Annotated in this window: 7 protein-coding genes and 1 pseudogene; 7 read left to right on the forward strand and 1 reads right to left on the reverse strand. The window is 26.1% G+C overall.

The features are described 5' to 3' along the window. The 5 genes and pseudogenes from RGC78_RS15015 to RGC78_RS15035 form a co-directional block, all read left to right on the forward strand. Window positions 1-187, forward strand: a pseudogene (locus RGC78_RS15015) (Rpn family recombination-promoting nuclease/putative transposase); the annotation flags it as partial. A gap of 78 nt (window positions 188-265) precedes the next feature. After that, complete coding sequence (locus tag RGC78_RS15020; RefSeq protein WP_309556898.1) at window positions 266-679, forward strand: hypothetical protein; 414 nt, start codon at window positions 266-268, stop codon at window positions 677-679. Between the two features lie 405 nt (window positions 680-1,084). Beyond that, on the forward strand, window positions 1,085-2,782 hold the full coding sequence (locus RGC78_RS15025) for a molecular chaperone HscC (protein WP_252225308.1): 1,698 nt from the start codon (window positions 1,085-1,087) through the stop codon (window positions 2,780-2,782). A 9-nt stretch (window positions 2,783-2,791) separates the two neighbouring features. After that, window positions 2,792-6,076, forward strand: coding sequence for a tetratricopeptide repeat protein (locus RGC78_RS15030; protein ID WP_252225310.1), 3,285 nt, complete (start codon window positions 2,792-2,794; stop codon window positions 6,074-6,076). A 139-nt stretch (window positions 6,077-6,215) separates the two neighbouring features. Beyond that, window positions 6,216-7,988: a hypothetical protein gene (locus RGC78_RS15035; protein ID WP_252225312.1), complete on the forward strand. Its 1,773-nt coding sequence runs from the start codon at window positions 6,216-6,218 to the stop codon at window positions 7,986-7,988. A 103-nt stretch (window positions 7,989-8,091) separates the two neighbouring features. On the opposite strand, the gene RGC78_RS15040 is transcribed toward RGC78_RS15035, so the two are convergent. Then, window positions 8,092-10,992 (reverse strand): transglutaminase domain-containing protein, encoded by a 2,901-nt coding sequence (locus tag RGC78_RS15040; RefSeq protein WP_309556899.1) that lies wholly within the window; start codon window positions 10,990-10,992, stop codon window positions 8,092-8,094. A 225-nt stretch (window positions 10,993-11,217) separates the two neighbouring features. Between RGC78_RS15040 and RGC78_RS15045 the strand changes: the two genes are divergently transcribed. Both RGC78_RS15045 and RGC78_RS15050 read left to right on the forward strand, forming a co-directional pair. After that, complete coding sequence (locus tag RGC78_RS15045; protein ID WP_252225316.1) at window positions 11,218-12,114, forward strand: NUDIX hydrolase; 897 nt, start codon at window positions 11,218-11,220, stop codon at window positions 12,112-12,114. 40 nt (window positions 12,115-12,154) lie between these two features. Then, a complete protein-coding gene (locus RGC78_RS15050) occupies window positions 12,155-12,958 on the forward strand; it encodes a ribose-phosphate diphosphokinase (protein WP_252212400.1) in 804 nt (267 codons plus the stop codon). Window positions 12,959-13,048: the final 90 nt, after the last annotated feature.

Below are 13,048 nucleotides of genomic sequence, written 5' to 3' on the forward strand. Positions count from 1 at the left end.
TCAAATAAGACAAAAGTATTATGAACAAAAAGGAAAAGAAATTGGAATTGAAGAAGGAATTCAAAAAGGAATTCAAAAAGGAAAAATTGAGATTGCTAAAAATTTATTGGATGTTTTAGATGATGAGACTATATCATTAAAAACAGGCCTTAGCATTGATGAAATAAAGAAACTAAGATTAAATTAAAATAATTAAGAATTAAAGTAACAGCGATAATCAGAAATGGTGATATTGCTGTTATTTTTTATTTGAAAAATTAAACTTATGATTAATAAATTAAGGGTGAAGTCACCATATGAGTTAATGAAGATAGTAGATATAAAAACATTTTATAAATCAGGTGGGTATGAGTTAGGTTTTCATGATACAGACTATTTTTACTATGAAATAAAGAGTAGAGAAAGATACAATATAGGAGATAATATTTATTTCAAGCAAAAGGATGTATATGTTAGTGATTATAAAGCCTGCAAATATCAAGATGAAATAATTTATAAATATAAATTGCGAAGAAAAAATGGAGTATGGCAAACTAAAATATATAATTCACTTTTGTGTGGAGCATCACTTGAAAGAAAAGTTCTAGCAGTAAAAGAAGAGTTAATAAAGTTTCATTTAAATATAGACGAAAATCAAAATGAAGAAGAAGCTTTTTGGTTTAGATCAAAAAGAAAATGAAAAATGATGAATAGTAAGGTAAATCATGAGATATAAAAGTAAAAAAAGAAAGTCATTAGTAGTTTATAAAATCACTTAGGATTTAGTTATCTTAAGTGATTTTTTAGTTTATTTTGTAAACTTAATGTAAAGAAATGTCTGATATGAACGAAAATATACTATATATAGATTATGTTTCTAAAAATGGAATTAATTATTATAGATTTAAAATGAAATAAGAATCTAAAAAATATAGGAAATAACTTAATGATAGGGTTTGTAAAAATTATTAAATAAGATGTTGAACTATAAAATAAAAATCACTTTTAAAATCCTTAATAGGAGTGATTATAATAAAAAATGTGAAGTATAACATAATAAAACTAGAATTTGTAATAAGAAGAAGGAAAAACAGGGGGATGAATAATGGCCATTATTGGGATTGATTTAGGAACTACTAATAGTTTGGTATCTTATTTTACTGAGGATGGGCCTGCTATTATACCAAATAGATTAGGAGATTTATTAACTCCATCTGTAGTAAGTATAGATGAAAATGAGCAAATTTATATTGGAAAGATTGCAAGAGAAAGACAGAGTGTTTATCCAGAGAATACTGTTTCTATTTTTAAAAGAAGTATGGGAAGTGAAAAGGTATTTAAGCTTGGCAGTAAGGAGTTCTTACCAGAGGAATTATCTTCTTTTGTACTTCGTTCTTTAAAGGAAGATGCAGAGTTTTATTTAAAGGAAGAAGTTGTCGAAGCAATTATTAGTGTACCAGCGTACTTTAATGATGCACAACGTAAAGCAACTAAAAGAGCAGGAGAACTTGCAGGATTAAAGGTTGAAAGATTAATTAATGAACCAACGGCAGCTGCTATAGCTTATGGACTTAATCAAAAGAAAGATAATACAAAATTTTTAGTATTTGATCTTGGTGGAGGCACATTTGATGTTTCTATTTTAGAATTATATAAAAATGTTATGGAAGTAAGAGCTGTAGCTGGTAATAACTATTTGGGTGGAGAAGACTTTACAGAAATAATTGAAAATATGTTCATTAATTCATATAAGCTTGATAAGAAAAATCTTGATAATAAAACTTTATCTAATATAAAAAGACAATCTGAAATTACTAAATTAAGTTTTAGTAAAGAAAAAGAAGTAATAATGAAATGTAAGGTTGAAGAGGAAGTATTAGAATATAGCTTAAATTTAGATGATTATGAAAAGTCATGTCAGTTAATACTGAAAAAGCTTAGAAGACCAATTGAAAGGGCTTTAAGTGATGCATCTATAAAGATTAGAGAAATAGATAGCATTGTTCTTGTTGGAGGTGCAACAAAGTTACCTATTATAAGAAATTTTGTTGCTAAATTATTTGGAAGATTGCCTCTTGTGCATATTAATCCTGATGAAGCAGTATCTTTAGGTGCTGCTATTCAAGGTGCTATGAAATCTAGAGATAAGGCTATTAGAGAAATAGTTCTAACCGATGTGTGCCCATATACATTAGGTACAAGCATTTCTATTGAAAAAGCCAATGGAAATTATGAAAGTGGACATTTTTACCCAATAATTGAGAGAAATACTATAATTCCTGTTAGTAAGATTGATAGATTATATACCATATATGATAATCAAAAGTCTATATCAGTAAAGGTGCTTCAAGGCGAAAGTAGATTATCTAAAGATAATATTTATCTTGGAGAAATCAATGTACCAGTTCCAAAGGGAAAAGGTGGAGAACAATCTATAGATATACGTTATACATATGATATTAATGGGATATTAGAAGTGGAAGTTACAGTAGTTAGTACTGAATTTAAGAAAAGAATAATTATAAAAAATAATTCCAATTCTATGAGTGATGAAGAGGTTGAAAAAAGGTTAGAAGAACTTAAGGAACTTAAAATTCATCCAAGAGAGGAAGAAGAAAATAAACTTCTTTTATCTAGAGGTGAGAGGTTATATGAAGAAAATATAGGGGAAAAAAGAGAATATATAGCTAAACTTCTTGAAGAATTTGAAAATGTATTGGACAAACAAGATAAAAGAGAAGTTCAGAAAGTAGCAAAAGATCTTAAAGAAGTATTAGAGGACATTGATGATGAATGGTTATAGGAGGATTTTATGGACACGTGGTTAGTACTAGGAATAAAAGAAACTAAAGATAAAAATTTAATAAAAGAAGCTTATATGGAAAGATTAAGCATTTATAATCCTGAAGATGATGCTGAAGGCTTTCAAAGGTTAAGAGCAGCTTATGAAGAGGCTTTGCAGATGTCAGATGAGTGTAATATAGATGAAGATAACTCCCCAGCAGGAATATGGATTAATAAGGTTAGAAAATTATATAATGAGTTTTCTTTAAGGATTAATGAAGAATATTGGAAAAAGTTATTAGAAGAAGAGGTTTGTTTTCAGTTGGATTCAGCAGAAGAAGTTAGTGATAAGCTACTTACTTTTCTTATGGATGAATATTATATGCCAAGTAAGATATTTAAGTTATTTGATGAAAGTTTTAACTGGAGTGAAAAAGAAGAAGAACTTAAACAAAGCTATCATGAAAACTTTGTTGATTTTTTAATGTATAAAATAGACAGCAATGATGATATAAGATATGAACTTTTTAACTGCGATGAAGATAGAAATTATGATGAATTTATATATCTTTTTTATGAATTAAGATCAGCATTAAAAGAGGATAAACTAGATGAATCAAAAAAAATATTGGATAGGGTAGATGGTCTTAATATTGATCATCCAGACATGACTATATTAAAGATTAAGTATCATCTTTATACTAAAGAATTTGAAAAGGCTAAAAAATTAGGAGATAAACTAATAGAAGAATATAAAGACCAATATTCTTATTTTATATTAGCACAAGTTGAATTTTATTTAGGTGGAGAACATATACAAAAAGCTAAGGAATATTATGAAAAAGTTCTTGAGGAAGATGGAGGAAATATAGGTGCTATAAAAGGTCTTGCAGATTGCTATTTTGAATTTGGTGAATACGAAGATGCAAAGGAATATTATATAAAAGTGCTAGAGATTTATCCTTATAATGAATATATAATGACCTGTGTTCGTGATACAAATTTAAAGCTTATAGAAAAGTATAAAGAAGAAGTTAAGAGTGCAGAAGGCAATGAGTTTAAATTTAAATTAGCTTGGCTGCAATTTCAAGTATATGCTTATGAGGATACAAAAGAGACTGCTGAAAGCATAAAACCAGAAGATGATGAAAAGTGCGAGTACTATGATTTATTAGGAAGAACTTATTCTGAATTGAAGAGATATGAAGAAGCTCTTGCATTATTTGAAAAGTGGTATGAGATAAATGATGATGAGAATAATACGCCATATATTTGTGTTCAAGAGGGTAGACAACTTGAAAATTTAAATAAATTAGATGAAGGTTTAAAATGGTATAATAAAGCTTTAGAATTAAGACATAACTATGGAGAAGCTAATTTTAGAAAGTGTAGAGTGCTTAATAAATTAAATAGATATGAAGAAGCTGTATATGCATGCAATATAGCATTAGAACTTGATGCGAATAATGCACATGTGTATTTATGCAAAGGGGAAGCTCTTTATAAATTAGAAAACTTTAGAGAAGCGCTAGAAAGCTTAGAAGAGTGTATAAACATATATCCTTATTTTACAGATGCGTATAGTATTGAAATTAAAATATATTATACAGTAGGACAGTATGAAGATGCCTTAAGCTTAATAAAGCAAACTGAAGATTACGATATAACCAATAGAGAAATTCAGATATATAAAGTAAGAACATTAAGAAAATTAGAAGAATATGATGAAGCTTTTGATTTAGCTAACAAATTTTTAGAAGAAGAAGGCAACAAAGATGAGATTTACTATGAGTTATCTTTATTAAGTTCTTATGAACAAGAGTATGATAAAGCTATTTCTTATGTTAATGAGTGTATAAAAATAGACGAAGATAAATTAAGCAATTATTATTTGCGTATGAGCATATATAAGGATTTAAAACAATATGATAATGCTTTAAAAGATGCGGATATAATTATAAGCAAAGGTAATAATCAAGATGTTGCTTATGAGAGAAAAGCAATGTTATATGATGAAATGGGCTTATATAAAAAATGCATAAAGTGTTATATAGAAGCTATAAAAATAGAACCTAACTATGATGAATATTACAATAGTCTTGGACTAGCTTATGAAAAATTGGAAAAGTTTAGAGACGCTCTTAAGTGTTATGAAAAAGCTATAGAGGTAAATCCTAAACAAATGTATTCCTATTGTAATATAGCTAATTTGTATGGGAATTGGCGTGGAGATTATGAAAAGAAAATAGAGTATCTAGAGAAACAAATGGAATTTAATAGTGACTATGAATATTTTTATAATACAATAGCTGCAACTTATGCTTATGACTTAAACGATTATGAAAATGCAATAAAGTATTTTAGTAAGACAGCAGCTATAGATAAGGAAAATGATTATGCTTTTGTAAATTTAGGATATTGCTATGGCTTATTAGAAGATTATACAAAAGCTATTGAGTGCTATACAAGAGGATTAGAAATAACAGGTGGTAACGAATATATATATAATCAACTTGGAAACTTATATGAAAATGATCTGAATGATTATAATAAAGCAATTGAAAATTACAAGAATGTTATGAAGTTAAACCCTGAAGATAGAAATGGATATTCTGATATTGCAAGTTGTTATAGAAAGTTGGAGGATTATAGCGAAGCGTTAACTTATTATCAAAAGCAAATTGAAGCAACTGGTAAGACTGCTTATTTATATAATTGTATAGGTGTATTATATGAAATAAGATTTGAAGATTATGAAAAGGCAATTGAAAATTATAAAAAAGCAGTTGAACTTGATCCTGAACATAAGGATGCATATAAAAATATTGGAGATTGTTATGAAAAAGCATGGGATAATCATGAGGAAGCTATTAAATATTATAAAAAGCAAGAAAAATACTTAGATGATACAAGGAAGATTAGCCTTGAAATAGCGGATTCATATGATGAATTAGGTAAGACAGAGAGCGCTAAAAAGTATTATAAAAAGGCATTAGAGTATTATCTAGAATTAATTGAAGATGGTGAAGAGCATGCTTGTACTTATAAAAGCGTAGCGCGTTGTTATAGTAAAATAGGTAATAATGATAAAGCTTATGAATTTTATATAAAGGCAATTAAAACAGCACCAATTAGTTGTGATTGTGATGAAAAACAATGCCATTCAGGATATTTTGGTATTGGTAAAATCTATAAGGAAAATAAAGAATATGACAAGGCTTTAGAATATTTTGATAAAGCTTTAGAAATAAAATCAGATGATGAGGAATACAAAGAAGAAAAAGATAAGGTTTTAAAATTAATTAAAAAATAATGCTTTGTTTTAAAATTGGATTGATATTTAATTATAAATAAAAATATTATTTAGGTTCAGGGCTTAGATATTTAAAAGCTAATCCTAATATTGAAACAATGGCTTATTAAATAAATTTATACAAGGGGTAAAAATAATAATGAATGATGAAACAAATATGGGAAACCATAAGTCTAATGAAGAAAATATCAGCAAAGTAGCTGATAAAAAAGTAACTAAAACAGAGGGACAAATTACAATTAATGAAAATGAGAAGACTATTGAAAGTGGACTTCAAAGTAATGAGAATGGTGAAAATTATTCAAATTCACCCAATGAACCAAGCAATGAAAATTCACATAGTGAAAATCAACAACAAAAAAAGCTTAATAAAAAAAATAAAAAACCATTAATAGCAATAACATGCATCATAGCAACTGTGGTACTAATTATTGCAATAGCAAGTTTTTCTATAGTCAATAATCCTAAAGTGAAGGTGGTAAAAGCACTTAAAGCTACTAATGATGAATTAAATTCTAGAAAAACATTTTCTGAACAAGTAACAGGAGAAAAAGATTTCTTAAATGTATATGATAAGGGATTAAATCAAGAAATGGAAATGAATATGGTATCAAGCAATATAGAGGAATTACAAGAGGCTTATGGTACAGGATTTAAATTAACGTCCGCTATAGATAATGATAATAAAAAAGCTTTAATAAGTTTATCAGCAAAATATCAAGGTCAAGACACAGGAAGCTTTAATGTTTATACAGATAATCAAAAACTTATGGTTAAATTACCATCAATATATAGTAAATGGTTTATGTTTGATTGTGAAAATATTCAAAATCAATATAATAATTCTATTTTTGGACAACAAGGAAGAATGCCTAATGATGAAATAACATTAAAAATGTTTGAAGATGATGAAATACCAACATATAATGAACTTAAAGAGGTTTTAGTTAAAGGCTATTTAAAATCTCATGAAAATGATTTATCACAAATAGCTGATAGTATTATAGTTAAAAAGTTAGATAAGTCTAAAGAGATTATGATTAATGGAGTAAATCAAAAATGTAAGGGATATGATGTGTCCATTTCTAAAAATGAAATAGATAAGTTTTTATTAAGTATTTATGATTATTTTGAAAATGATACAGAGGCAAGAAATATATTAAATAGATATTTTAAAAACTTTAATAGTATATCTACTGTGAAAAATTCAGATGAAATGCTTGATTCATTTAAGAGTTTAGAAAAGTTTATATCTTATTTAAAAAATGATTTTTCAGTAAATGATATCTCTATGAAAGTTTATGTTGATAAAAAAGGTAGAGCTGTTAAGACTGATTTTGATACAGGTATAAATATGAAAGATGATACTTTAAAAATCAATTCATCAATTGAATATAAAGGAAAAGATAATATTGGTGATGACATTGATATATCTATGCTTTTTGATAATAATGGTGTACAAGCTAATGCAGATATGAATTTAAAAACAATAAATGAAGAATCTAGCACTCAAAATGTATTTTCAGGTAAAATTACTAGTCATGGAGAAACACTAGGTATTGATTTAAATACTAAATATGATACTGAGAGTAAAAAATTAAATGGAGAATTTAAGTTTGGTGCTAATGGGGAAGAGATGACTTTTGCTTATAATGGTAAATATGATTTTAATAAAGAAAATAAGTATTTAAAATTTGATTTTGATAAAATTAATTTTAATAAAAATATAGCAAATACTAATGAGTACATTACTCTTGATTTTTCATATGGAAGAATGCCTTTAAATAAACCTATTGAAGAACCAAATGAGGAAAAGGTAGAAATATTTAAAATAGATCAAAACAAATTAGTAGAAATTTTTCTTGAAATAGAACAAAATACTGATAAATTAAAACAAACTTTAAATTTATAATTATATTAGTGTATTAGCGTTAGAAGAAAGAAGTATATAAAAAAATATATTAGATCAAAAGAAAAATGGATTTGTGTAATGCAAATCCATTTTTCTTTTTTGTTTATTCCCATAAACCACTTTTATTTACATAATATCCATTTACTTTAGTATCTACTGCCATTGAACCATTTGATTTTAGGTAGTACCAATTACCGCTAACATCTTTAAACCAGCCTGTTTTCATTGAACCATCTGTATTTAAATAATACCAATCTCCATCAGTATCTTTAAACCAGCCAGTATTCATATATCCACTATTTGATAGGTGATACCATTTATTATTATCTTGTACCCAACCTTTTTGCATTATACCTTGATTATCCATATGATACCATTTACTATCTAATGTTTTAATCCAGCCTGTTGCGACTTGTCCATTTTCAACATATAGCCAATTATCATTTATTTTATTCCAATTATTATTTTTCAAAGATTGAATTTCCATATTTGATAATATGTATTGAGTTTGATTGTTAGCTTGTATTTCAACTGAATCATCTTGAATAGTATTTATAAATATTAATTTGTTTGTTACATTATCTAAATTATAAATATACTTTTCTTTACTGTTTAATTTACTAGCATCTATTTTAATTGAATTAATGTTAGCATTTTCTGCATTATTTGTACAAGAAATATAGATATATTCCTTGTTATCTGATTTTAAGTTAGCTATAGTTCCTTTTAAATCACCACTATTAATTTCATAAATTTCGTCTAAAGAGATTTCTTTATCAACAGTATTAATTTCAGTCAATATTTTAGCTACATTTTTTACTGTACTTACTATATTTAAATTTGATGAATCACTAATATTAATTTTATTGGTATTAATATTCTTATTTTCATTTGTTATAGCTATTTTGCTTTCAGATGATCTTGAACCTGAACTATTTTTTTCACTAGAACCGTTACCTCTTGAACTACCACTTGAACCGCCAGTTGATGAAGAATCATGGTTTATTTTATTAGGTTTTATTATATCTGGAACTTTTTCTTGTAAATTATCTATTGCTGTTTGCAAATAAAGTAATGCATTATCTACATCAATTTGAGTTATATCATCTCTATCTAATATATTTTTAGCTTCATTTAATGAATCTGAGAATGTATCCCAAGTATTATTTGTATAATTACCTTTAAGCTTATCTTTATTAGCATTATATAGTTTTTGCAGATTAAATTTATTAAGTTTTATAATCTCTTGATGTTTCTCTTTTAAATTATCTATTGCTGTTTGTAAACGAGCTACTGCATTATCTACATCAACTTGAGTTATATTATCTCTATCTAATATATTTTTAGCTTCATCTAATGAATTTAAGAATACAGCCCAAGTTCCATCTGTATAATTTCCATTCAATTTATCTTTGTTATCATTATATAGTGTTTGTAAATTAAACTTATTAAGTTTTATAACATCTTGAACTTTTTCTTCTGAATTATCTGTATCAACATCTTCAGTACTACTTAATTCGTATTCTTTGGTTGAATATTTAAGATTAGTATCATTTTTGCTTTGTCCAAATTTAATATTTAGTTTATTATCTTTTATGTAAAATTGTACAGAATATGATCCGCTTGTAAAGTTAAACTCAGACCTTAAATTTTTAAAAGTTTCTATTTGTTTATCATCTATATTAATTTTTTTAATTTCAAGTTCAGATAAATAATATATATCTTTATTGTGAGCAGTTAAATTTACCATATTAGCACTTGGGGTTATATTTCTACTAAATAAAATTTTATTACTACCATTTAAATTGCATTTCCATAAGTCAGCCCCATCTAAATAGTATAATTTATCTTTAATTCTTACCGCGTTTTTTTCACTAACGCTATTTCCACTTACTATTCTAAATAAATTGTCAAAGGTTGTATCAATACAATTTCCAGGTATTGTAGATGTCCATGTATGTATCTTACTCATTACACTATCTGAACAATTAAAATTTTTATACATAATTTTATTAGTTTCTGGAGTAGGGTCATCCCATGTTAAATCTGTTTGATAGTAATTTCCATCTATATTTACATAGTTCCATGCATGATCAGCATTTGTGACTATTCCAGCTTCAATACCATATTCATTTAATAAAAGCATATTAGCTTTTGAATATCCATCACAAACAGCTACTTGATTAACAAGTGCACCATATGATGTATGTGAAATATTTGGAATTGTATCTTTATCATAATTATCTTTATCATAAGTGCAGTTTTGTGTAATATAGTCGTGAGCAGCGTATTCTATTTCTAAGTTTGTTGAGCAGTTATCTAAATATTTTTGTTTAATAGCAGCTATTTTGCTATTTAGTTTTTCTCTCATTTTATCTATAACATCATTACTATATTCATAAGTCACTTGTATATCACAGGAATTTAATTCTCCAGAAGATTTAATTGTACACTTACCGAAATTTACAGAAGTTGGACTAGAATAGAAAATTTGTGGATTTTCATACATCACATCAAAGTATAAGTCGAGAATTTTATTTTGATTATTTTTTATATCATCTATATTAACAAGATCTTTTATATCAATATCAGTCTCATAATTTTCAATTCCACTTTTAATTCGTTCTTTAATTTCTTCCTTATTGCTTTCAAAAAGACTAAAATTAGAATATCTTTTTACACGTCTACTATTTTTAGGTACTTTAGATTTTAAATATTCATCTAAAGTTCGTTCACTATTTTCAATTGTTATAACTTCCTCTTCATTTTCTTCAACTATTTCATCTACTTTAGTATTTTCCACTGGAGTAATAAAAGCTGCTGCACCAGTAGTGACTTTACTTTGGTTCAAGTCTAAAGTATCTTTCTCTAATTCACTATTATAATTTTCTGTATTAATTGCATCATTAGTTTTTTCATCCTTAGCATAAGCACATGTATTAGTAATGCTTGTAGTAATTGCTATTGCTATTAAGCTTGAAATAATTTGATTTCTTTTTTTCATTTAATGTATTTCCCCTTCGTATTTGAATTGTTTCTATAATAATGTATTTTTGTTTTTTATATTTTTCTGTATATATATTTATCGAAAAATCAAAGGAACTCTTTACAAACAAAACCATATAATGTATTATAAATACATAAAGTCAAATTGATAATATCTAAAAGATATTATCAAAGAAAATAATCTCTTAAAAAATTAAGTTAAATAGTTTAGAGGTGAAAAAGTATGAATAAAGAAAAACTAGATATAGATGAGAAAATATTTTTGAAAAACTATGATGTTAATGAGTTTGAAAGACCTAGTGTCACAAACGATGTAATAATATTTACCACTGATGATGTGTTAGAAGAAAATTCACGCAAAGTTCCAAGAAAGGGTATGGAAGTGCTTTTAGTAAAAAGAGATGATCATCCGTCTAAAGGGAAATGGGCAATTCCAGGAGGTTTTGTAAAAATGGATGAAAGCTTAGAAGAAGGGGCTATAAGAAGACTGAGAGAAGAAACTGGAATAGATAATGTTTATATAGAACAATTATATACTTTTGGAGAAGTAGAGAGAGATCCAAGAACTAGGGTTATAAGTGTTGGAAATATAGCCTTAATAGCAAAAGAAAATATTAATTTTAATAAAACAAAAGATACTATGGAAACAAAATGGTTTTGGATAAAAAAAGATTTAATCGAATCTACTAAAGATGAAAAATATATAATAAATAAATATATTTTAGAACTTAAAGCTGAAGATTGTGAAAAAACAAAAATTTCTTATGAAATCACTGAAAAAATAGAAAAAGGTATATTAAGAAGAAAAGTTTTAACTTATAAGCTAATGAATACTTCAAATGAAGAATTAGCTTTTGATCATTACAAAATATTAGATTATGCTATTGATAGAATAAGAAATAAAATAGAATATACACCAATTGCATTAAATTTATTACCAAGATTATTTACAGTGAAAGAACTACAATTTGTATACGAAGCAATCATGGGAAGAGAAATCTTAAATTTTAGAAGAAAAATGGATGACATGATTATAGAAACTGATGAAAAAATAGAAGGTAAGCCTTTTAGACCAGCTAAGGTATTTAAGTTTAATGAAAATTTTGAACATAAATTTTAAATTATAATATAAATATTCACATAGAGAGGTGGATTTGGAAATGCTATATTTAAATGGAAAAAAGGTTGAGATGAGAAAATTCCCCAATGGAGAATCATTAATTAGTAGTGAAAACTTAATTATAAATGAAAAAGTTAATGAGATAAAATTAAAATTTGAAAGTGATGAAGATATAACTAAATTAATATTTATTAAAGGTCATTTAGACGAATTCAATTTAAGATGTAATTTAGTTATGGGATATATGCCATATAGCAGAATGGACAGAACTGAAGGTATGACAGTGTTTACATTAAAACATGTTTGTAAATTGATAAATTCATTAGATTTTGAGAATGTATATATTTATGAACCACATTCAGACGTAAGTGTTGCATTACTTGATAGGGTAAGAGTAATTAATATGTCTAAAGAATTAACAGAAAAAGTTTTAAATGAAGTTAAAGAAAATGAAGATGAGCCTATTTATTTAGTTTATCCAGATGCAGGAGCAGCTAAAAGGTATAGTAAGCAAATTGAATTTGGCAGAGTATTAACTGCAAATAAGGAAAGAGATTTTAAAAGTGGATATATTAAAAAGCTTGATATAAATGGAACTTTAGATAATAACAAGTTTAAAGCAATTATTGTAGATGATTTATGCTCAAAAGGCGGAACATTTACACTTACAGCAGGTAAACTTAGAGAAATGGGAGCTACAGAAATATATTTAGTTGTAACTCATTGTGAAGATACTATATTTAAGGGAGATATTTTAAAAACGGATTTAATTAAAAAGGTTTATACAACAAATAGTATTTTAAATAGAGAGCATGAAAAAATAGATGTAACTAAATTAATATAAAAGAATATAATTCCTAAGAATTTAAGAATTTAAGAATTTAAGAATTTAAGAATTTAAGAATTTAAGAATTTAAGAATTTAAGAATTTAAG

The sequence above is a fragment of the Clostridium aquiflavi genome (assembly GCF_031344075.1).
GTDB classification, from domain to species: Bacteria; Bacillota; Clostridia; order Clostridiales; family Clostridiaceae; genus Clostridium; species Clostridium aquiflavi.

Bases quoted from the DNA above. Each gene is read 5' to 3' on its own strand.
- RGC78_RS15045 (WP_252225316.1), top strand. From the start codon at position 11,218: ATGAATAAAGAAAAACTAGATATAGATGAGAAAATATTTTTGAAAAAC.
- RGC78_RS15050 (WP_252212400.1), top strand. From the start codon at position 12,155: ATGCTATATTTAAATGGAAAAAAGGTTGAGATGAGAAAATTCCCCAAT.
- RGC78_RS15040 (WP_309556899.1), bottom strand. From the start codon at position 10,992: ATGAAAAAAAGAAATCAAATTATTTCAAGCTTAATAGCAATAGCAATT.
- RGC78_RS15020 (WP_309556898.1), top strand. From the start codon at position 266: ATGATTAATAAATTAAGGGTGAAGTCACCATATGAGTTAATGAAGATA.
- RGC78_RS15025 (WP_252225308.1), top strand. From the start codon at position 1,085: ATGGCCATTATTGGGATTGATTTAGGAACTACTAATAGTTTGGTATCT.
- RGC78_RS15030 (WP_252225310.1), top strand. From the start codon at position 2,792: ATGGACACGTGGTTAGTACTAGGAATAAAAGAAACTAAAGATAAAAAT.
- RGC78_RS15035 (WP_252225312.1), top strand. From the start codon at position 6,216: ATGAATGATGAAACAAATATGGGAAACCATAAGTCTAATGAAGAAAAT.